Genomic DNA, 20,394 nt, shown 5'->3' with positions numbered 1-20,394 from the left:
AACAAGCAGGAGCGACCCAGCAGCGAAGCGATGCGGCGCGATGCTTGTCCCAGGAAAACGATTCGAAGCGAACAAAAAAGCGGTTCTTCTCAATCAAGAGAAAAACCACTACTTTGTCTTCAGTCTGGAAAGTCCACGACAGTGGACTTTTTTTACTTTGATACAAGAACAAGACCTTGGGTCTTTCTTAAATAATAGGACAAAGTTTCCGTTCGTCCGTTGGCGCGCTTTCCTCGGGCGGAACGCAAGCCGCGATCGTCCTCTTCGGACGACCGGGTCTTGCCTGTTCCTGACGGAAGGGACAAGCCCTTCCTTTTCCCGTAGGAGTCGCGCTCGGACGACGGAAGCTTTTTTGTTAGAAAACGGGTGACAAGTGGTGAAGTGAACAATAGGAAAAAACAAGTTCATAATCTAAAAGAAGTCTGAAACCTTCTCGATGTTTTGTCGTATACTAAACATATGGAAAAAAAGAGGAGGCGACGTCATGGACGGTCGACAGGATTCATTACGGACGTTGAAGTGGGTATCAGGTGGTTTAGAGGCAGCACTCGGTATTCCGTTGTTAGGTGGATTTTTCATCATGGGCACAGGCTACACGCCCTTATTGTTTATGCTTGCCTTTCATATCGTGGTCGTCGTCTTGACGGCGCGAGCCGGTCGGGTCTCAAAAGGAAACATCGTCGGCATCGTCGCGTCGACAGTCGGTGTCATTCCGGTCGTCGGGATGTTGTTGCATATGGCAGCCGCCATTACGATCTTACTGGATGCGGCATTCGGAAACCGGATCATCACGCGTACACATGTGGAACGCGTTGAACCGATCCGGCCCCGTCCGGTTCGAAAAGAACAGGAACGCAAAGAGGATCATCCGTTCTAAGCTTTTTTCGTTGACAGTTGAAAACAAGCCGTGTAAAGTAAACAACAAGTTAAGCCATATCAAACAAATCAACGACGCGGAGTAAGTACCGTCAACACTGCCGACAAAGCGAGTCAGGAAAGGTGAGAGCCTGACGCGGTAAGCTGATCAGGGAATGGACCGCTGAGAGCCTGTTGAACGATTCAGTAGACAGGACGGTTGCCCCCGTTACCGGGCTAGCTGGTTGTTGGACCAGCGACAAGAGGAGATTTTTAATCTCAACTAGAGGTGGCACCGCGCGGATACAGGCGTCCTCTATGCATCAGCTTTTGCTGTGGCATAGAGGGCGTCTTTTGTTTTACGTCAAGGAACGCCGAATCATCCAACGCACATTATCTTTAGGAGGAATTTTTGATGAAAAAGACATTGATCGCGGCGGCAAGCACGGCGTTCCTACTCGCAGGATGCTCGACGACGGAAACAGAAAAGGCAGCACCAAACGAAAACGAAAAGAAAGTCCTGCACACGATGGAAAGTTACGATCTCTTGTCGGTCGACCCGGCAGATGCCATCACATCAAACATCTTCAATCAAATCTACGAAGGACTATACCGGTTTGATGCGAACAATGAACTCGTCCCGGCAGCAGCGAAGTCGCACAGCGTGTCAGAAGACGGAAAAGTCTATACGTTTAAGCTTGATCCGAACGCAAAATGGTCGGATGGCAAGCCGGTCACGGCAGAAAACTTCCGTTATGCCTATGAACGGGTGATCGAGACGAACTCACCGTTTTCTTACTTGTTAGAACCAGTTAAAGAAACAAAAGTCATTGACGACGAGACATTGCAAATCGAACTGAAACGTCCGACACCGTACTTCCTCAGCATGACGACGTTCGGCACATATATGCCGGTTCGGGAAGATATCGTCAAAGCACAGGGAGACAAGTTCGGAACGGATCCGGAAACGAACGTCTACAACGGACCGTTCACATTCAAAAAATATCAGGCCGAGCAAGGTTATACGCTGGCGAAAAACGCGGACTACGCGGACCGGAAAAACGTCAAGATCGACGAGGTCGATGTCAAAATCATCAAGGATCCGATGCTTGCGATCAACTTGTTTGAAACAGGTGAACTTGATGTCGCGCCATTAAACTCGGAAAACGTCGTCACGTACAAAGATCAAAAAGAGTACAACACGTTCAGCGACTCGCGGATGTTCTTTATCCGAATGAATCAAAAAACAGAGGCATTACAAGATCAGAAGACACGTCAGGCGATTGACGCCGCCTACGATAAAAAAGCCTTGACGGAAACGTTGCTTGGCAACGGATCATTGCCGGCTGATTACATCGTCCCGCAAGAGCTTGATCCGAAGTACGACAAGACCCGTCAAATCGAAGCGTCGTTTGACGCAACACAAGCAAAACAAGTGCTCGCCGATCAAAACCTCGAATTGACGATGATCATTGAAGATGATGATGTCTCGAAAAAAATCGGGGAGTATATCCAAGGTTCACTGAAACAACAAAACGTCGATGTTAAACTGTTGTCACTGCCGAAAAAAGAACGGTTGGCGCGTGAAGGACGAGGGGATTACGACTTGTCACTCGCGAGCTGGGCTCCAGACTATCAGGATGCAACAACGTACTTGAACCTGTTCATGACAGGCAATCCGTTTAACATGATGGACTACTCGAACAAACAGTACGATGAACTGTTGAAACAAGCGGAAAACGAACTTGATCAAGACAAACGTCTGGAATTGTTGAGCAAAGCGGAAACGATGTTGCTCGACGATCAAGCGATTTCACCGGTCTACCAACGGAAAAATGCTTTCCTTCAAAATACGGAAGTCAAAAACCTGGCCCGTCATAATGTCGGAACAGATATTTCGTATAAATACGTTGAGATTGACCGCAAGTAAAGTAAAACCATCAGACATCTAGCCAACGCCTTTCTTCTATAGAAGGCGTTGACTGGATGTTTTTTTTGTTATGTCTATTACATATGTGACGAAAACGTGAGAAGCATGAACTGCAAAATCAGGTCAATTCTATTAAAGCGTTCTCAGAAGTGACCGATAAAGAAGGTGATGAGATTTGAAACAAGAAAGGGAGTTTCGAAGATGAGTATGCTACGGAAAAATTTAAAGATGCGGTTGTTTGTCTGGGTACTGGCGATTTCGGTCATCACAGGCGGGATTTCAGCGCAGTTGACGTTGTTCTTACACCGGGGACTGGAAATTGCAGACGGTCCGTCGATTTGGTTTGGTGCCGGAATCGGCTTGATCTTATCAATCATCGGTTCATCGTTGATCCAATTGATTCTTCGTCAACCAATCAAAGCAATTGAAAAGGCGACAGAAACAGCACGTGAAGTCGCAAACGGCAACTTTAACGTCGACTTCGAAGAAGCGAAACGCGGCGACGAAGTGGATCAATTGATGCATGAACTCGAAGTCATGGTCTTACATATTCGAAAACAAGCGACGCAGATGGGCAATTCAAGTGATAAATTGACAGCATCAGCGCAAGAAATTGCGGCGGCTGTCCAAGAAGGTAATGCGTCGGGTGAAAGCATCCGCTCGGCGATGGCAGAACTCTCAACAAAGATGAATGAAAATGTTGATCAAGCGTATCTGTCGATGGACGCGCTCGGTGCCGTCAAACGAACGATGGATGAAGTCGCAAAAGAAATGAACGAAGCGTTGAAATCAGCGACGGTCATGCAAACGGAAGCGGAGAACGGGAAGACACTGGCAACGGATTCGGTCGAAGCGATGCATATGATTTCAAGCAAGATGGAACAATCAGCAACATTGAACGGTCGCCTGACAGATATGACAGGTGAAATTTCGCGGATTACCGATGTCATCAGTGACATCTCAGCGCAGACAAACTTACTCAGTCTGAATGCCTCGATTGAAGCGGCACGTGCCGGCGATGCCGGGCGTGGGTTTGCTGTCGTTGCGGCGGAAGTTAAGAAACTCGCTGAACAAACAGCAACGTCAGCAAAAGAGATTACCGATCTGATTTCCGGTGTTAAGCGTCTCGTTAACGATACAGCAACAGCGATGACCGACGTCCAAAAAGAAGTTGCAACTGGTGTTGGACTCGTTGAACAAGCGGGCTCGTCGTTCGAAGAGATTCATCAGTCGACGGAAAGTGTCTATTCGCGTGTTCAATCGGTTGATCAACTCGTCATTAAGTCGGACAAAGAAATTGATCAGGTTGGATTAACGACGGCGAACATCCTCGCAATGGTCGAAGAAGCATCGAAACATGCGGAGCAGGTCTTGCAGGCGTCCAGTCACCAGGCGGCTTCACTCGGTGAAGTTAACGGGGCGATGGAAGAGCTCGTCGCAGTTGCGGAACAATTACAGGAAGAGACAGGCGCGACACGTCTGTAAATTAAAAATCGCAGACGGATTCATCGTCTGCGATTTTTGTTTGAATTTTTTTATTTTTTTTGAGAGAAACTGTTAAACATTTCGACGCGACGACGATATATAGAGTGGAAGCAGTCATCGACTACAACCACCGCGCTACTCTTGGGCCGGCCAGGGGGCGCATCTCGGCGAAGACGGATCTTCAAAGAGACAAAAAATTTATTCCTATGGAGGGAAACTTAAAATGATTATCAATCACAACATTACAGCAATTAACACTCACAACAAACTGTCGAGCGCAAACGCAGCTCAAGGTAAATCAATGGAGAAGCTCGCTTCAGGTCTTCGCATCAACAAAGCAGGCGACGATGCAGCTGGTCTTGCAATCTCTGAAAAAATGCGTGGACAAGTTCGTGGACTTGATCAAGCTTCACGTAACGCACAAGATGGTATCTCAATGATTCAAACAGCTGAAGGTGCATTGAACGAAACGCACGATATCCTTCAACGGATGCGTGAACTTTCAGTTCAATCTTCAAATGATACAAATACATTAGACGATCGTAAAGAAATGCAAAAAGAAGTTTCACAATTAAAGTCTGAAATTGATCGTATTTCTACTACGACAGAATTTAATACTCAAAAGTTATTGAATGGTAGTGTAGGTGCTGTAGGAACTTCAAGTAACACTACAAATGTCTCAGTGGCAAGTGTTACTGGTTTAAAAGTAGGAGATTATAGTATTACAGTTGACACTGCTGCAACAAAAAGTAGTGCCGCGGCTGGTTCGACAGACTTTACATCAGCTACTGATGTAAGTGCAAAAGATTTAACTATCAATGGTACAAAAATTGATTTTTCAGGTATGACAAGTGCAACTAATGCAGATGTTCTTGCTAAAATCAATTCTTACTCTAGCACCACTGGAGTAACGGCTACTGATTCTTCAGGTAGTGTAAAGCTAGACCAATCTAACTTTGGTTCTAGTTCGAAAATTGTTTTAGGCGGGACTGATGCGGCTGAATTTGGTGGAACAGTTACAGCTGGTGAAGATGCTGTTGCTACTTTCGTAGATGCAGATAATATTTCTCAACAGGTAACTGGTGTTGGTCAAAACGTTAACTATAAGAGTGCTGAATTTGTAGCTAAAGGTGCTGCAGCTTCTACTGCTACCGTTTCAGTTACTAGCAGCGGAGCTTCCTTACAAATTGGTGCGAACAAAGATCAAAATATGTTAATTGATATCAATGAGATTTCAACAAAAACACTTGGGAACGCAACGGATGGATTTATTAAGGATCTCGATGTAACTACTCAAGGTGGGGCAAACAAAGCAATTCTCTCTTTAGATAACGCCATTCAATCAGTGTCTGGTGAGCGTTCAAAACTTGGTGCTTTCCAAAACCGTCTTGATCACACAATCAACAACCTCAAAACATCTTCTGAAAACCTAACAGCTGCAGAATCACGTATCCGTGACGTTGACATGGCGAAAGAAATGATGAACCAAACGAAAAACTCGATTCTTGCGCAAGCTGCACAAGCAATGTTGGCTCAATCGAATCAAACACCTCAAGGCGTCCTTCAACTCCTTCGGTAATTTGATTCCACCGGGCGTCTGATTGGGTAACTGATCAGAGCATGACTGGGTGAATTGCTGGAACTCCTGAGAGCCTTGGTGTACGACAACGTGGCTGGAAACGGCGAGCGTGACCGTTCTGAAAAACGTCAAGGATTGGACAATCAGCAGCCAAGCACCTGTAGGGAAACCTTGGTGAAGGTTCAACGACTAGGATAAACGACCTAATGGAGACTTCCGATGGTTATGAAATCCGTACTCCGTAAACGGCGGGGGAAGCGCCCAGCTCCTAGTATACCTAGGATGAAGATATAGTCTTATCATTAGCGAAAGCTAATGCGCGTAGCAAGCGAACCAACAGCCGCAAGGCGTTCTCCAATTACTCCGTTAATCGTAATTGGTCGTATAGCTTATTTAAAGGTCATGGACTCGTTCCATGGCCTTTTTCTATTGAATTTTAAAACAGGTATTACAACTTGTTAGAAGATGCCGATATACTACATAGAGAAGAAAAAGGAGTGTTTGTCCATGAATTCCATTAACACGGAAATTCGGCTTCACCTGCCTGAAAATATTTTACCTTACGAAGCGACACGGAATGTCTTCGTTGAAGCGAATCAAGAAGATTTGGCGCAAGATGGCATCGTCATCTTACCGACGCCACAACACATTACGAAACTCGAAACGGCCATTGAGAAAGCGAATGTTCAGCTCGAAGCGCAACGAACCGGTTTAAAGTTCGTCAAACATGAAAAGCTCAATGAATTTTATATTCAAGTCGTCGATACGAATAACCATGTCGTTCAAGAAATTCCGAGTAAAAAAGAACTCGATTTTTTTGCCGCCTTCATGGAATTTAACCAACTGATTGATAAACGGATTTAACGGAAAGGACTGATTGGATGGCAGGAATACGTCTTAGTGGTCTCGCAAGTGGGATTGATACAGAAACGATGATTAAACAATTGATGCAGGCAGAACGTGCACCAGTGGATCGTCTGTCACAAAAGAAACAGACGCTAACGTGGCAACGGGATGCTTACCGCGAAATGAATCGTGGTTTGCTTGACTTACGGACAGCAGCGAGCGATATGCTGTTATCCAAAAACTATACGGCGAAGGCAGCAACCAGTTCGGATACATCAAAAGTTGTCGTTACGGCAAGTCCAGCAGCGACAGCAGGCAGTGTGACAATCGATAGTGTGACACAACTTGCATCGGCATCATCGCTTGTCATTTCACGTCATGCTTCAGCAACAGGATCTATTTCCAGTCAAACGAAACTCGATGCGAGTGGTTTAGTTGCAAAAGATGGATCCGGTAACATGGAACTGGAGTTAGCAACCTATCAAGCGGACGGAACAGCAGGTGCACCAGTGACTATGAAGTTTGACGGAACGGCAACAATCAGTGACCTTGTATCGAAAATCAATAACGATAAATCGCTTGGTCTCAGTGCGGTCTTCAATGACATTACTGGAAAACTGGTTCTGACACGTCAAAGTACGGGGAAACTCGCTGCATCCAACGAAATTTCCTGGACAGATAAAAATACGCCGATCGCTGGTACAGAACCTGTCAAGACAGCAGTCGAAGGTAAGAACACCATCTACAGCATCGGTGGAACCGCGCTGGAACAAAAAACGAATACCTTTACGCAAAATGGTTTGACGATTACCTTAAATGGAACATCAACGACTGCGACGACGATTAACACAAAACTCGACACACAAGCAAACTTTGATTCCATCAAGAAGTTTGTCGATAAATATAATGATTTGATTGATAAGATGAATAAAAAAGTCCGCGAAGAAAAGTACCGCGACTTTCAACCGTTGACGGATGCGCAACGGAAAGAGTTAAGTGAAGATGAAGTCAAGAAGTGGGAAGAAAAAGCCATCAGTGGTGTTTTGAAAAATGACAGTTTCCTGCGTGATGGGATGACGTCATTCCGTAGTGCCATCTCTGCGAAGATTGATACAGGATATTCTTATACAGCGGACTCAAAAACGATTGAACTCAACTACATGTCGCAAATCGGCATCACCTCGACGAGTGACTTCCGAGATGGCGGGAAGCTCAAAATTGATGAAACGAAACTGAAGAAGATGCTCGAAGAACAGCCGGAAGGTGTCTATAAGTTATTTACGGCCGATGCACCGGAACCAGCGAAAGATGCTCAAGGAAATCCGATTCCGAGTACAGCTGGACTCGACGGATTTGTCCGTCAAATCCAAGGCTTCGCCACAACGATGCGTGATAAAATCTCGAAGGTCGCAGGGCTTGATGGTGCCGTCGCGACGACATACCGTCTCGGTAAATCATTGGCTGATCTCGATAAGAGCATGTTGACATGGGAAGACAAGTTAAAAACAAAAGAAGACAGCTATTACCGTCGCTTTGCAGCGATGGAACAGGCGATGAACCAAGCGAACAGCCAGTCGGCGACCCTCGCTTCATACTTAGGACAATAAAGGAGGACTTCAGATGGCAAACCCATACGCGACGTACCAAACGAACTCAGTGACCACTGCTTTACCCCAAGATTTGACGTTGATGCTGTATGAAGGACTGATCAAGTTCTCGATGCTTGCCAAACGGGCGATCGAACAGAATTTGATTGAACAAAAAAACACGAACATTCAAAAAGCACAGGCGATTATCCTTGAACTTCAACTGACGCTCAACCAGTCGATTGCCTTGTCCAAAGACTTAAATAATTTATACGACTACATGCAAGGGCGTCTGATTGATGCCAATGTCAAAAATGATGTTGTGGCAATTGATGAAGTGATCGGTTTTGCGGAAGAGTTCCGTGAGACGTGGAAAGAAGCGATGAAACTCGCGCGTCAACGATGAGTCCGCTTGACCCGCTCCGTCTGAAGACGAAACATCTGATGGAACTGCTGGAGCAGACGCCGGAGGAAGAAGTCTACGACGAGTGGTTGCTGAAGATTCAGAACCTGTTGAATGAACGGGAAGCGTTTATTGCTGCCCATTCGAATTTATTGGCCGGTGCGAATCAAGCCGTTATTCAGGAGCTTGTCGCCGACAGTCAAAAAATCGACTTGAAATTATCGTCAGAAACCGCTAAATTAGGGGTACAAATCAATCAATTGCGTCAGACGAAAACGAGTCGGAAATCGTATGTTGATCCGTATGAAGAAGTCGAAGGCAGTTTTTCACCGTATTTTGATTCTCGTCAGTAACTTTCTAGCCTTAGGGAGGGATCTCGCGTGACAAAACGTGAAGACAAGAAACGAAAGGTCGTCAAACCATTTTATCGATCTGACGGCTCGTATGATCAGTTCATCGAACCGGATGTCGAGTCGGAATCCTGGGAAGAAGCCGAACGTCCGATTTCCGATTTACCGGATGCGTATGAAGAAGAAAAATATCGACGCGAGTCGTTGTAACGAAAAAGGACCTTCCATTGCGGGAGGTCCTCTTTTCATTTAAACCGATAAGCGTTTTTTTCGTGTTGTTTAACGCTGTACATTGCTTCATCGGCCCGGATCAACAGCAAGCTTGTCGTCGTCCCATCGTCCGGATATCGGGCAATCCCGATCGACGGCGTGACCGACATCGCAGTGCCTTTGAACCAAAACGGCTGATTGAGCTGCTCGATGAGCATCTCGGTATACTGAATCGTCTCCGGCTTCGAGCGGACCAGGAAGACGATGAATTCGTCACCACCGAGTCGCGCTGCGACCTCGTCATCCCAGAGATGGAGCCGAAGACGATTGGCTGTTTCTTGAAGGACGTAATCCCCCGCGTCATGACCATACTGGTCATTGACTTGTTTGAAACCGTCGAGATCAATAAACAACAATGAGCCGATATCGAGTTGTGACAGTTGCTTTTCCAGCTGTTCTTCGAAATAGCGTCGATTCGGAAGTCGCGTCAAGGCATCGTGGTAGCCGAGGCTTTCGAGCCACTGTTCTTGCTCAAGCGTCTCCGTGATATCGGACAATAAGGCGTAAACATAAGCATGATCTGGCACCGGAATTAATGTCGTATCATATGTGAACTTGTCATCCTGCAACAGCAGTTTCCGGCTGGACGAAAGACTTGCGACTTCTTGCCGTAGCTGGTGCAACAACTGATCCGGTAAGTCTTGACCGAACCGTTCGGCTGCCGCTGGATTCATCGCGTGCAACGAACCCGTCCGATTGATCTGCAGAATCGGTTCCGGATGGTCAAGAAACAGACGGCGGTATTCTTCTTTTCGTAACTCGAGCAGTGACGTCTGTTCTTTCACACGGCGGGCGAGATCGAACTCGACGATTTCATGTTCTTGAAACAGTTGTTGATTGCGGCGTTCGGAGAAAAATTGCCGAATCAAAAACAATGAAAAGAGGACCGTGATCGCTAAGATGTAGACGATGCCGGGGACTTCAAAAAAAGTGATCCAGATCAAGAGCAAGGCAAGACTGATATACGGCAGATAGGGACGTGATAACGTCCGCTGACTGGCGACGACGGGCGGGACATCCCGAAAATAACCAATCAAGCCGGCTAAACTAATTGGATAAAGTGGTAAAAAGAAGACGGCGATCTCCAGTTGATCACGGACGAGAAACGTATAGTAGCCGAAGTTCGTCACACAAAACAGGGTGACAGATTGCAGTAACAGACGATGCCGTATCGTGTCCCGTAAGCCAGTTGTATAAAGAATCAAAAATGCGAACAGGAGAGCCAAGAAACAGACGGCATACACCGTCATCGCCACCAGTTCGAGCGGTGTCCGAGCAAATTCCGGTACATTTTGCAGAATCAGCACGTATCCGAAGGCGAACGACATGCCGAACAAGATGAAGCCGTCGAGATGCAGCAATCGGTTTTGCCGGAACGACGACCAGTCAATCAGCCGTGCCAGGACGAGGGCGGTCAAAAACAAAAACAGGGTCAACGTCACATTGGCCAAGGCATCGGACCAGACGGGATGCAAGCGGCTCGGTAAAAGCGCCAAGCCGAGGTTCAGGACAATCCCGAGCCAGAACAACAGAATCGCGTAGCCAATCAGCCTGTACGGATGCCTCGGTCGAGGTCTGATGAACTGAACATACGCCGACCGGGCACAGTAACTTAAGCCAATCAACGTAGTGATTCCGGCGATGACCGGCGTCACAGCCGGATTGAATGTCAAAAACAAGGCAGGATAGAGTACCAGTACATACAGACCGATGATGAAGGTTCGGTTCATGCGTTCGCCTCCTTTCTAAAGAATGTCGTACTGTTCTGTTTCGTCAATAAGAGAGAAAACCCCTGTTTCATCTCACACATCGAAGACGAACAGGGTTAGAGGTCGTGCTGTTCCCGGTAGAATTCCCAGTGTTGCCGAGCGTCTTTTTTTACGCGATCGGAAACTGTTTTGCTTTGGAAAATGACGCTGTACCATTTGCGGGCATCTGCTGTTCGCTCGAGGACAGCGTACAAATCGGCGAGCCGTAGTAAAAGTAGATCTTCTGGAATTCCGGTTTCAACCGAATCCGTGTAAGACTCGTACAACGCTTCATACTTCAAGACAGAGCGCTCCATCCAGAGTAACTCTTGCTCATGGTTGTTGAGTAACCGATAAAGCCAGGCGATCCGTACGCCAAGCATCGCTTGGATGGCATCTTTTTGTCGGGTGATCTGCGCTGTATAGAGACACAGTTTGTAGAGTTGCAGGGCTTGGTCCGCTGTTCGTTCGGTTGCCGCAAACGGTAAGATTGGCAACGTCGGCAAGATGTTGGTTGCGAGCGTCTCCCGGACGTCGGACGGCAACTTACCGAATGTATCGTGGAACAGGAACCGGCAGTGTGTGCACTGAACCGGCTCATAATAGTAGACGTTGGATCCTTTATAATGGATCATCCCGTCACGATCCGTTTTGTCGACACGGATATGGCGACTCAAGACCCGTTTCGTCTCTGTTTCTTTGAGACAATAGGGGCAACGGCATTTTTTAAGATAGAGGTCGGGCATCGGAGTGGCTCCTCAAGATAAATTTAGACAAAAACGTTGACGAGCATTCCTTTGATTTCGCCGATTTGATCCAAAATCTCAAGGCGGCGTGATTCGCCGGAAATGACGTTGTCGGTCAGTTGGAGCAGTTTAGCGTCGACCTGTTCGACGACCTTATAGATTTTCGTCCGGCCGCGGCGGTTGAAGCCGCGTTTTTCTTCAACTTGTTGTGATTGATCAAGGGCATCCTTCAGAAAATCCTTGATTTTTTCTTTATAGGCTTCGAGGTGCTCAATCGTCTGGCTTTCCGCCAGTAGTTGACCGTGTTCTTCAACGAGCATCAATTTTTGTTGCAGGCGTTCGTAGCCTTTATGCTCGCGTTTATCTTGCATCAGAGCCGAAAACGTCATCGATGCTTCGACCTCACGTGGTCCGGTCTTCGGTGTCTGCAGGCGGCTTGTTTCTTGGATGCGCCGGATGTCCATCGGTGGTTCCACCTTTCGTTAGTTAAGTAATTGCAGGACGCCTTGCGGCAAGGCGTTGGCTTGCGCGATCATTGCCATCCCCGATTGATTGAGAATGTTGTACTTCGCATACTCCATCATCTCACGTGCCATATCGGTGTCACGAATCCGTGACTCGGATGCCGTCAGGTTTTCCTTGCTGACGCTGAGGACGGATGACATCGCTTCGAACCGGTTTTGGATCGCTCCGAGTTTCGCCCGTTGCTGGGAAATCGTATCGATTGCTTTCGTGTAAAGGCTGATCGCTTGATCGGCGTCGCTGCTCGTCATGACGCTGAGCGCGTATTCCGGTGTGCCGTCGTCACTCGGGAAATCGAGAGGACGGACATTTTCGTTCGCTTGTGTCGTCGAGGCGATCCCGATGTTACATGCACGCATATCATCGATCGTCAAAGAGATGCCTTCACTCGCACCGGCGTTTGTCTGAATAAAGACGGCATTGTCTTTTCCATATGCACCTGTCAGTAATTTTTTGCCGTTAAATTGCGTCGTTTCGGCAATTCGCGAGACTTCGTTCGTCAGCTGGTTGATCTCTTCTTGGATCGCCGTCCGGTCTTCCGTCGCGAGTGTTCCGTTACCGGCTTGGACAGCCAGTTCCCGCATCCGTTGCAGGAGGCTGTGGGTTTCGCTGAGTCCGCCTTCGACCGTCTGAACCATTGAAATCCCGTCAAGGACGTTTTGTTCCGCTTTATCAAGCGCTTTGAGACGGTTGCGCATCTTTTCGGAAATCGCGAGACCCGCCGCATCATCGGCACCGCGGTTGATTTTTTGACCGCTCGACAGTTTATCCATCGTCGTCTTGACGTTCAGCTGATTAGCGCTTAAGTTTCGGTAGGCTTTTAAAGCCTGCACATTGTTTGAAATCCGCATTAATAGTCCATCCCTTCGTAACGCTCATGGTGTGCCGCCCGGACGAGGGGACGGTCTTTCTTCAGACTGGCTGCTTGCCAGGTGACGAGTAATTCTTCCGTTAGTTGCAACAGTTCTTCCAAGCGCGTTGGTTCGATGTAAGCCTGTAACGTCTGTTCGGCTAAGTAATAATACAGTTGATCAAGTTGCGCTGTGATGATGCCGCCTTCGTCGTTCAGTCCGGCCTGCAGTTTCTCGAGCAGTTGGTAAGCTTTTTGCAGACGGCTGTTGACGGCATCGAACCGTCGCTCGTCGCGACTGAGGATTGCTTGTTCATATTGCAGGACAAGTCCTTTTAACATCGTCTCCGTCAGTTGTTGCGGTGTCATCTGGTACAGTTCTTGTTCGGTCATGAGTTCCGTCCTTTCGCGTGATCCAGTTCTTCAATCAACAGTAACAGTTCCGCCATCACGTCATAGAGTTGCGGTGGAATCGCCGTTCCAAGATCGAGGTCGAGCAGGTGACCGAGCAGCGACGTGTCTTGTTCGATTGCGACGCCGCTTGCACGGGCTTCCTGTAAAATCCGGTCGGCTGCGGCACCGGTCGCCCGGGCGACGACGATAGGCGCATTGCCGGACGCTTCATCGTACCGGAGAACAGCCGCTGATTTGCGATGTTTTAAATCAATTTTCTGATACATGGCTCCTCCTTAAATCCGGTAATCATAACCGGTTGGGGTCTCATCTGGTTTGACGGCTGTTGGGGTGGTCTGTTCCTTCGTAAAGACGTCAAACCGAATCTTGACGTCCTGGTAACCCGTCGCCTGCAGGGCATCGGTCGTCCGTTCAAGGAACGGTGTCGCCAGACGCTCGAGGAGAGGGAAATCATTTTCGATCGTAATCTGCATCTTCCGGTTGACGGTCTCGACACGGACGCCGATGTCCCCGAGCCGTGGGGTCTCGAGCTGGACATACAGCGTGTTGTTTTCCCAGTCGATCACTTCATCCGGTCGTTTATTTTGTAAGTGGACGTGCAGTCCGGCTGTCCCTTCGACGAGTTGAACGGGCAGGGCGAGCAACAGTTGTTGCAGTTGCTGGTTGTTGTCCGGTTTATTGACCTGTTGCTGCGTCGTCAGGAACGTTTGCAGTTTGGCGGCTTCCGGGTTGGCAGCCGGTGTCGCAAGTTTTAATTCAGCTGTCTGCAGCTGAAGCGTTTTTTGGACGGTTTCCTGTAAGACACGGGGACTGTTTTGTCCCGGCTCATACGGAATCGGTCGTTGAGGTACTGGTGCTTGAGTTGGCGCCTGAGTCGTATTCGCGATGACAGGACGCGGCATCGTATTCAATTCCGGCAAATAGGCGGTCCGGACATTGGTCGGAGCGAAGCGGAAGGCTTCGAGTGCTTGACGGACGTCCTGGACGACGGCCTTTGCTTCCGCACCACGTCCGAGAAACGCCAGTTCAGTTCCCCGTTCCAGTTTCGATAACAGTTGAATCAATTGTTTTTCATCACGCATGCTCGTATGTAACATCGCATCGGTCTGTTGGAACGTCTGACGCAGGCGGTTCGCTGTGCTTTCGATGACTTGCGCCATCTGGAGCGGACGTTCCTCAATCAGCGGTTCGATCTGACGCAGTTGCGAGACGATCGTCCGCTGTTGGCTCCGGAAATCATTGGTCACTTCGGCAAGCCGTGGTGTCACCTCGGCGATGACCGTCAGATTCGAGCGAACGGGTGGAGCAAGCGGTGCCGCTTTTTCTGAAACCGGCTGCTGGGCTTGCGTGATGACGGCGGTCAATTGATCGAGTTTGCTTGGCGCCGGTCGCTCCGCAAGCACCGGGCGTTCACTCGGAAAATACGTCTGCAGTTGTTCGCGCACTTGCGTCAGTTCGCCGCGGTCGATCCGGGCGAGGATGTCCGGTTGGGCGTCCGGTGGTAAGTGTGCTGCGATTTGCCGGAGGGCAACCGGTGTCGCCTGATCGATGTCACGATGCGTCGGCAGCGTCACCCGGGCGACGTCAAGCGCGATGACGTTGCTGAGCGTCGGTTTCTCGAGGACGGCTTGGCGCTCCGGTAAGACATCGACCAACGAATCGGTCGAGCCGAGCAACTGGGCAATCAAGGCATCGGCTTCTGCCGGTAAAGCACTGTCAGACGGCCGCGTCACGAGTTGCAGGACCAAGTCCTTGTATGTCCCTTGGAGTGCAGCGACGAGCTTGGCAACCGTTTCCGGGGTCTGCGGCAGTTGACCGGTCGCGAGCAACCGGGCGACGGCTTGTTTCAGTTCCGGCGGGAGTTCGTCGAGTAAGATCGCATCGACACCAGACGAATCAGGTTTGACCGGACCGGTCGGCGGGACGTCTGCTTGGTCGGTGATCTGTTCAATCAGATAACCTTCCGCCGTCTGGCCTTTGACCTTAAATTGAAAGGTGCCTTCCGGAACTTCACCCGTGAAGGTCATCTCGACTTTCTCACGACCGACTTGGACGAGTGCCGTGTTCGGACCGGTCTTTTCAAGGACGGTGCCGCTGTAGGTTTTTGTCTCCGATAAGGCGGTCGGGGCAGCCGAACGGGTCGGACTGGTTGGATTCATCTGGATATTCATCGATGAACCTCCTTTCTTGATAAATTCTTCATCTTATTATATATCGGCACAAACAAAAAAGGATTGAGCGAATTCATCGCCCAACCCATTTTTTTTACGATTTGATTGCATTAAAGCGGTCCTCTAATGTCATCGCGTTCAATTGCTGGTAACGAGCCATTAGCTCGCCGGTTGCTTTCATTTGGTTGCGGACGATGTAAGGAGAGGCGTTTACGGGAAGGATCATGCCGTTACGAGTTTTGAGTTTAGTCTGTCCGTCTTCCTCGATGACTTCGGACATGTGACTCCAGGCATACCACTCGCAATCATCACGTTTTGGTGATTTGGTAGGGAAAAAGACAAGACCGAGTGTCGGTTCGATGACGACCGGAACTTTTCCTTTCACGGAAGCGACACGTTTAGCGGTGACAATCCGTTCCTCGATGGAACTGTTGTACTGTCTGCAGGACAACTGCAGGAGTTGATACGGACGAAGCGGCGTCATGATCGTTGACCCGTCCTCTAAGACGATGATGGATTGTTTCATCATGTCATAACAGGGCAAAATCGCAACGGTCCGTTTCGTGATTCGATACTTTTCGTCATTATGGAATGGTCGCATTCGACTGCATCCTCCTTAGATAGGACAATGGATAAAATAGGTAATTACTAACGATATAATACAATACTACACCTGTAATGACAATGTAATTTTTTGAAATATAGAGCAATAAGTGGCTTCGTTCGGTTTGATTTGATATTGAATTCAAATTAATCAGAATTTTTAATTGTCAATAATTGCTTCTTTTGCTAGTATAGACGGTAGAGAGCTTGCTCTCGCTATCCAGTTTGCGAAGGGAACGTGAATTCGAATGGAACAAGGTAAAGTAAAATGGTTCAATGCTGAAAAAGGTTACGGCTTCATCGAGACATCAGATGCAAAAGACGTCTTCGTCCACTTCTCAGCGATTCAAGCAGAAGGCTACAAATCACTTGAAGAAGGCGAAGAAGTAGAATTCGAGATCGTCGAAGGCGATCGTGGTCCTCAAGCAGCAAACGTCTCGAAACTGTAATCCCGTTAGCAGCCACCACCGTTTTTAGGAATCCCCTAAAAGCGGTTTTTTTGTTTCATCTCAATTTGTTAAGGGTATATACGCTAATATCAACATGCAACAACTATTATAGTACGCTAGGAATCAAGGGAGATGTTCAACAGAATGTCATCGTTTTCATTTCCTTGAAGGGCTTATCGTGGTATAATAATTACGAACCAAAGAATTTGCAATTTTCAGAAGGAAACGACTGAAGAGACGACGAATTCATAGGTTCAACCGGTTACTTAAGGAGGAGTTTACATGATCTACAACATTCGCGGTGAAAACTTGGACGTCACAGATGCTCTCAAGGATTACGTCGAGAAAAAGCTTGAAAAGTTAACTCGTTATTTTACAACTCCTACGGAAGCGCAAACGGCTTATGTCAATCTCAAAGTCAACAATGAGAAACAAAAAGTCGAAGTGACGATTCCAATGCCAAACCTCTTGCTTCGCGCAGAGGATGTCAATGGCGACATGTACGCAGCAATCGACCTCGTCGTCGATAAGCTCGAACGTCAAATCCGGAAACACAAAACGAAGATCAACCGGAGAGGCCGTGCCAAAGACGGCGGTATTGGGGAGTACTTCAAAACGCTCGAGGGACCGGAGACAGACGCACCTGTCTACGAAGAGGATGAAGCGGAACTCGAACTCGTTCGAACAAAACGTTTCACACTTAAGCCGATGGACACGGAAGAAGCGATTCTTCAAATGGACATGCTCGGTCACACGTTCTTCGTCTTCTCAGACGCAGAAACGGGTAACACGAACGTCGTCTACCGTCGGAAAGATGGTCGTTACGGCTTGATTGAACCAGAATAATGAATCTACAGGGGACTCGTTCTACGGAACGGGTCCCCTTTTGGTATGCTAAAAAACTATATATCGATAGAGGGTATGTCCGTCTAAAGTTGGATTTCAGAGGAAGCAGTCGGTCCGCTTGTTGAAATTTGACGGCGTATTCGGTACACTGAATAAAAGAAAAATCTCGGAATTCTGTTCGTTTTAAGAATCGTTCGAAGTAAGGGGACTGTAAGGCATGGCTAATTTTCTAAAAGAGTTATTCGCACCGACCAAACGTGTGCTGAAAAAAGCAGAGAAAGCGGCAGATGCCGTTGAATCATTTGAGGCCCAAGTAGGAGCCTTATCCGATCAAGAATTAGAAGGAAAAGCGGTCGAATTCCGGACGCGTCTTGAGAATGGCGAAGACCTCGATGATATCTTGCCGGAAGCGTTCGCCGTCTGTCGTGAAGTATCGACACGTGTCTTAGGCATGCGTCATTACCGTGTCCAGTTAATCGGTGGATACGTGCTGCACAACGGTGATATCGCCGAAATGAAAACCGGGGAAGGGAAAACGCTTGTTGCGACGCTTCCCGTCTATTTGAATGCCCTCGCCGGAAACGGTGTCCACGTCATCACCGTCAACGAATACTTGGCGAAACGTGACCGTGACATCATGGAGCCGCTCTACGCGGCACTCGGACTGTCAGTCGGCTTGAACCTCTCGAGCATGTCGCGTCAGGAAAAACAAGCAGCGTACAGCTGTGACATCACGTACGGAACAAACAACGAGTTTGGGTTCGATTACTTGCGTGACAACATGGTGCTCTATAAAGAAGACCGTGTGCAACGTCCACTTTCCTTTGCCGTCGTCGATGAAGTCGACTCGATCCTCGTCGATGAAGCACGGACGCCGCTGATCATTTCGGGATCTGCCGAAAAATCAACGTCGCTGTACTCGCAAGCAGATATGTTCGCGAAGATGATGAAAGCGGATGAAGACTATACGGTCGACATCAAGACGAAAAGTGTCCTGTTGACGGAACAAGGAATCGATCGCGCCGAGAAATATTTCGGCATCGACAACCTGTTTGGTCTCGAGCATATCGCACTCAACCACCACTTGAGCCTTGCGCTCCGTGCCAACTCCGTCATGCACCGTGACGTCGACTACATGATTCGGGAAGACGAAGTCATGATCATCGACCAATTCACAGGACGTGTCATGGAAGGCCGCCGTTACTCGGAAGGGCTTCACCAAGCGATCGAAGCAAAAGAAGGCGTCGAGATTCAACGCGAATCGATGACACTTGCGACGATCACGTACCAAAACTTCTTCCGGATGTACACGAAACTGGCCGGTATGACCGGGACAGCGAAAACCGAGGAAGAAGAGTTCCGCAACATCTACAACATGCACGTCGTGCCGGTACCGACAAACAAACCGATCGTTCGGGACGACCAGCCGGACTTGATCTTCAAGACGATGAACGGGAAGTTTGCTGCGGTCGCGGACGAAATCGAACGCGCTCACCGCGAAGGTCAACCGGTTCTCGTCGGGACAGTTGCCGTCGAGACGTCGGAGTTGCTCAGCAGCATCCTCAAGAAACGCGGCATCCGCCACGAAGTCTTGAACGCGAAGAACCATGCGCGGGAAGCGGAAATCATCGAGAACGCGGGACAACCGAACGCGGTGACGATCGCGACGAACATGGCCGGTCGTGGTACCGACATCAAGCTCGGACAAGGCGTCATTGAAAAGGGTGGTCTCTACATTCTCGGAACGGAACGTCACGAATCACGCCGGATCGACAATCAGCTTCGTGGTCGGGCAGGACGTCAAGGAGACCCGGGTGCGTCCCAGTTCTACTTGTCACTCGAAGATGAACTGATGCGTCGTTTCGGATCGGATTCCCTGCAATCGATGATGGACCGTCTTGGAATGGACGATTCTCAACCAATCGAAAGCCGGATGGTTTCACGTGCTGTCGAGTCGGCCCAAAAACGGGTCGAAGGAAATAACTTTGATGCGCGGAAACAAGTTCTCGGCTACGATAACGTCATGGCTGATCAACGGAAAGTCATGTACGCGGACCGGGCAGCGATTCTTGATGCGCAGTCGGTTTCCGACATCGTGCGTCCGATGATGATTCAGACGATCGAATCTGGTGTCCATCAGTACACACCAGTCGAGTTCGTACCGGAAGAGTGGAGCATCGGTGCACTTGCGGATTGGGCCAACCAAACGCTTGCGATCGAAGAAAAAGTGTCGGAGCAGGACTTGTTCGGTAAAGAACGCGAAGAAATCATCGAACTCTTGCAAGAACGTGCCTTTGCCCACTATGAGCACAAACGCTCAGAAGTGCCGGCAGAAGCGTTCGACGAGTTTGAGAAGGTCATCGTGCTCCGTGCGGTCGATCAGCACTGGATGAACCATATCGATCAAATGGATCAACTGCGCGAAGGGATTCACTTACGGGCTTACGGTCAAAACGACCCGCTCCGTGAATACCAGTCGGAAGGTTCGATGATGTTTGATACGATGAACGCGGCGATTGCAGAAGAAGTGACGCAATTTGTCCTCCGGGCGGATCTTGATCCGAACCTGAAACGCGAAAAAGTTGTTAAAGACGAAGTCGCCGTTTCCGGAAAAGAAGACAAGGTCGTCAAAAAGGCGCCGGTCCGGAAAAATCCAAATGAACAAATCGGACGCAACGATCCTTGTTGGTGCGGATCCGGTAAAAAATATAAGAACTGTCACGGCCGTCAGGCATAAGTGA

Annotated in this window: 20 protein-coding genes and 1 other annotated feature; of the genes, 12 read left to right on the top strand and 8 right to left on the bottom strand. The window is 48.6% G+C overall.

Features of this window, described 5'->3' with window-relative positions; translation table 11 throughout:
- Window positions 1-484 precede the first annotated feature (484 nt).
- The 9 genes from KNP87_RS14645 (at window position 485) to KNP87_RS14605 (ending at window position 9,244) form a co-directional block, all read left to right on the top strand.
- Window positions 485-877, top strand: coding sequence for a hypothetical protein (locus KNP87_RS14645; RefSeq protein ID WP_214722127.1), 393 nt, complete (start codon window positions 485-487; stop codon window positions 875-877).
- A gap of 62 nt (window positions 878-939) precedes the next feature.
- Window positions 940-1,175, top strand: a binding site (T-box leader).
- A 95-nt stretch (window positions 1,176-1,270) separates the two neighbouring features.
- Entirely contained in the window at window positions 1,271-2,785 is a 1,515-nt protein-coding gene (locus KNP87_RS14640; protein WP_214722126.1) for a peptide ABC transporter substrate-binding protein, read from the top strand.
- A 201-nt stretch (window positions 2,786-2,986) separates the two neighbouring features.
- Complete coding sequence (locus tag KNP87_RS14635) at window positions 2,987-4,270, top strand: methyl-accepting chemotaxis protein (RefSeq protein WP_214722125.1); 1,284 nt, start codon at window positions 2,987-2,989, stop codon at window positions 4,268-4,270.
- Window positions 4,271-4,493: 223 nt separating this feature from the next.
- The gene (locus KNP87_RS14630; protein ID WP_214722124.1) at window positions 4,494-5,849 is read left to right on the top strand and encodes a flagellin N-terminal helical domain-containing protein; all 1,356 of its coding nucleotides are present in this window, start codon (window positions 4,494-4,496) and stop codon (window positions 5,847-5,849) included.
- A 507-nt stretch (window positions 5,850-6,356) separates the two neighbouring features.
- Window positions 6,357-6,713, top strand: a complete 357-nt coding sequence (locus tag KNP87_RS14625; protein WP_214722123.1) for a flagellar protein FlaG — start codon at window positions 6,357-6,359, stop codon at window positions 6,711-6,713.
- A gap of 17 nt (window positions 6,714-6,730) precedes the next feature.
- On the top strand, window positions 6,731-8,302 hold the full coding sequence (fliD, locus tag KNP87_RS14620) for a flagellar filament capping protein FliD (protein WP_214722122.1): 1,572 nt from the start codon (window positions 6,731-6,733) through the stop codon (window positions 8,300-8,302).
- Window positions 8,303-8,315: 13 nt separating this feature from the next.
- On the top strand, window positions 8,316-8,687 hold the full coding sequence (gene fliS, locus KNP87_RS14615) for a flagellar export chaperone FliS (RefSeq protein ID WP_214722121.1): 372 nt from the start codon (window positions 8,316-8,318) through the stop codon (window positions 8,685-8,687).
- A complete protein-coding gene (locus KNP87_RS14610; protein WP_353049374.1) occupies window positions 8,651-9,037 on the top strand; it encodes a hypothetical protein in 387 nt (128 codons plus the stop codon). Before fliS ends, KNP87_RS14610 begins: the two co-directional genes overlap by 37 nt.
- Window positions 9,038-9,064: 27 nt before the next feature.
- On the top strand, window positions 9,065-9,244 hold the full coding sequence (locus KNP87_RS14605; RefSeq protein WP_012371303.1) for a hypothetical protein: 180 nt from the start codon (window positions 9,065-9,067) through the stop codon (window positions 9,242-9,244).
- 35 nt (window positions 9,245-9,279) lie between these two features.
- On the opposite strand, the gene KNP87_RS14600 is transcribed toward KNP87_RS14605, so the two are convergent.
- The 8 genes from KNP87_RS14600 to KNP87_RS14565 form a co-directional block, all read right to left on the bottom strand.
- Window positions 9,280-11,034, bottom strand: coding sequence for a GGDEF domain-containing protein (locus tag KNP87_RS14600; protein ID WP_214722120.1), 1,755 nt, complete (start codon window positions 11,032-11,034; stop codon window positions 9,280-9,282).
- 95 nt (window positions 11,035-11,129) lie between these two features.
- Window positions 11,130-11,798 carry a DUF2225 domain-containing protein gene (locus KNP87_RS14595; RefSeq protein WP_214722119.1) on the bottom strand — a complete coding sequence of 223 codons (669 nt, stop codon included), beginning with the start codon at window positions 11,796-11,798 and terminating at the stop codon, window positions 11,130-11,132.
- A 23-nt stretch (window positions 11,799-11,821) separates the two neighbouring features.
- Complete coding sequence (locus KNP87_RS14590; protein WP_214722118.1) at window positions 11,822-12,262, bottom strand: YaaR family protein; 441 nt, start codon at window positions 12,260-12,262, stop codon at window positions 11,822-11,824.
- 18 nt (window positions 12,263-12,280) lie between these two features.
- Window positions 12,281-13,171 carry a flagellin N-terminal helical domain-containing protein gene (locus KNP87_RS14585; protein ID WP_214722117.1) on the bottom strand — a complete coding sequence of 297 codons (891 nt, stop codon included), beginning with the start codon at window positions 13,169-13,171 and terminating at the stop codon, window positions 12,281-12,283.
- Window positions 13,171-13,563, bottom strand: coding sequence for a flagellar export chaperone FliS (locus KNP87_RS14580; RefSeq protein WP_214722116.1), 393 nt, complete (start codon window positions 13,561-13,563; stop codon window positions 13,171-13,173). Before KNP87_RS14580 ends, KNP87_RS14585 begins: the two co-directional genes overlap by 1 nt.
- Window positions 13,560-13,850, bottom strand: a complete 291-nt coding sequence (locus tag KNP87_RS14575) for an EscU/YscU/HrcU family type III secretion system export apparatus switch protein (protein WP_012371297.1) — start codon at window positions 13,848-13,850, stop codon at window positions 13,560-13,562. The genes KNP87_RS14580 and KNP87_RS14575 overlap by 4 nt, the downstream gene beginning before the upstream one ends.
- Window positions 13,851-13,859: 9 nt before the next feature.
- The gene (locus tag KNP87_RS14570; protein ID WP_214722115.1) at window positions 13,860-15,755 is read right to left on the bottom strand and encodes a hypothetical protein; all 1,896 of its coding nucleotides are present in this window, start codon (window positions 15,753-15,755) and stop codon (window positions 13,860-13,862) included.
- A gap of 94 nt (window positions 15,756-15,849) precedes the next feature.
- A complete protein-coding gene (locus KNP87_RS14565; protein ID WP_026827557.1) occupies window positions 15,850-16,356 on the bottom strand; it encodes a competence protein ComK in 507 nt (168 codons plus the stop codon).
- A 250-nt stretch (window positions 16,357-16,606) separates the two neighbouring features.
- On the opposite strand from KNP87_RS14565, the gene KNP87_RS14560 reads away from it, so the two are divergent.
- From KNP87_RS14560 to secA, 3 genes are all read left to right on the top strand, one after another.
- Window positions 16,607-16,807 carry a cold-shock protein gene (locus KNP87_RS14560; protein ID WP_026832145.1) on the top strand — a complete coding sequence of 67 codons (201 nt, stop codon included), beginning with the start codon at window positions 16,607-16,609 and terminating at the stop codon, window positions 16,805-16,807.
- A 282-nt stretch (window positions 16,808-17,089) separates the two neighbouring features.
- Window positions 17,090-17,653: a ribosome hibernation-promoting factor, HPF/YfiA family gene (gene hpf, locus KNP87_RS14555; RefSeq protein WP_214722114.1), complete on the top strand. Its 564-nt coding sequence runs from the start codon at window positions 17,090-17,092 to the stop codon at window positions 17,651-17,653.
- 217 nt (window positions 17,654-17,870) lie between these two features.
- Window positions 17,871-20,390, top strand: a complete 2,520-nt coding sequence (gene secA, locus KNP87_RS14550; protein ID WP_026832147.1) for a preprotein translocase subunit SecA — start codon at window positions 17,871-17,873, stop codon at window positions 20,388-20,390.
- Window positions 20,391-20,394 lie beyond the last annotated feature (4 nt).

This window comes from Exiguobacterium sp. s192, assembly GCF_018618795.1.
Taxonomy (GTDB): Bacteria; Bacillota; Bacilli; order Exiguobacteriales; family Exiguobacteriaceae; genus Exiguobacterium_A; species Exiguobacterium_A undae.
The sequence above is the reverse complement of the archived record's forward strand: the minus strand, read 5'-3'. Positions and strand labels throughout refer to the sequence as shown.

Bases quoted from the DNA above. Each gene is read 5' to 3' on its own strand.
- KNP87_RS14645 (WP_214722127.1), top strand. From the start codon at position 485: ATGGACGGTCGACAGGATTCATTACGGACGTTGAAGTGGGTATCAGGT.
- KNP87_RS14640 (WP_214722126.1), top strand. From the start codon at position 1,271: ATGAAAAAGACATTGATCGCGGCGGCAAGCACGGCGTTCCTACTCGCA.
- KNP87_RS14635 (WP_214722125.1), top strand. From the start codon at position 2,987: ATGAGTATGCTACGGAAAAATTTAAAGATGCGGTTGTTTGTCTGGGTA.
- KNP87_RS14630 (WP_214722124.1), top strand. From the start codon at position 4,494: ATGATTATCAATCACAACATTACAGCAATTAACACTCACAACAAACTG.
- KNP87_RS14625 (WP_214722123.1), top strand. From the start codon at position 6,357: ATGAATTCCATTAACACGGAAATTCGGCTTCACCTGCCTGAAAATATT.
- fliD (WP_214722122.1), top strand. From the start codon at position 6,731: ATGGCAGGAATACGTCTTAGTGGTCTCGCAAGTGGGATTGATACAGAA.
- fliS (WP_214722121.1), top strand. From the start codon at position 8,316: ATGGCAAACCCATACGCGACGTACCAAACGAACTCAGTGACCACTGCT.
- KNP87_RS14600 (WP_214722120.1), bottom strand. From the start codon at position 11,034: ATGAACCGAACCTTCATCATCGGTCTGTATGTACTGGTACTCTATCCT.
- KNP87_RS14595 (WP_214722119.1), bottom strand. From the start codon at position 11,798: ATGCCCGACCTCTATCTTAAAAAATGCCGTTGCCCCTATTGTCTCAAA.
- KNP87_RS14590 (WP_214722118.1), bottom strand. From the start codon at position 12,262: ATGGACATCCGGCGCATCCAAGAAACAAGCCGCCTGCAGACACCGAAG.
- KNP87_RS14585 (WP_214722117.1), bottom strand. From the start codon at position 13,171: ATGCGGATTTCAAACAATGTGCAGGCTTTAAAAGCCTACCGAAACTTA.
- KNP87_RS14580 (WP_214722116.1), bottom strand. From the start codon at position 13,563: ATGACCGAACAAGAACTGTACCAGATGACACCGCAACAACTGACGGAG.
- KNP87_RS14575 (WP_012371297.1), bottom strand. From the start codon at position 13,850: ATGTATCAGAAAATTGATTTAAAACATCGCAAATCAGCGGCTGTTCTC.
- KNP87_RS14570 (WP_214722115.1), bottom strand. From the start codon at position 15,755: ATGAATATCCAGATGAATCCAACCAGTCCGACCCGTTCGGCTGCCCCG.
- KNP87_RS14565 (WP_026827557.1), bottom strand. From the start codon at position 16,356: ATGCGACCATTCCATAATGACGAAAAGTATCGAATCACGAAACGGACC.
- KNP87_RS14560 (WP_026832145.1), top strand. From the start codon at position 16,607: ATGGAACAAGGTAAAGTAAAATGGTTCAATGCTGAAAAAGGTTACGGC.
- hpf (WP_214722114.1), top strand. From the start codon at position 17,090: ATGATCTACAACATTCGCGGTGAAAACTTGGACGTCACAGATGCTCTC.
- secA (WP_026832147.1), top strand. From the start codon at position 17,871: ATGGCTAATTTTCTAAAAGAGTTATTCGCACCGACCAAACGTGTGCTG.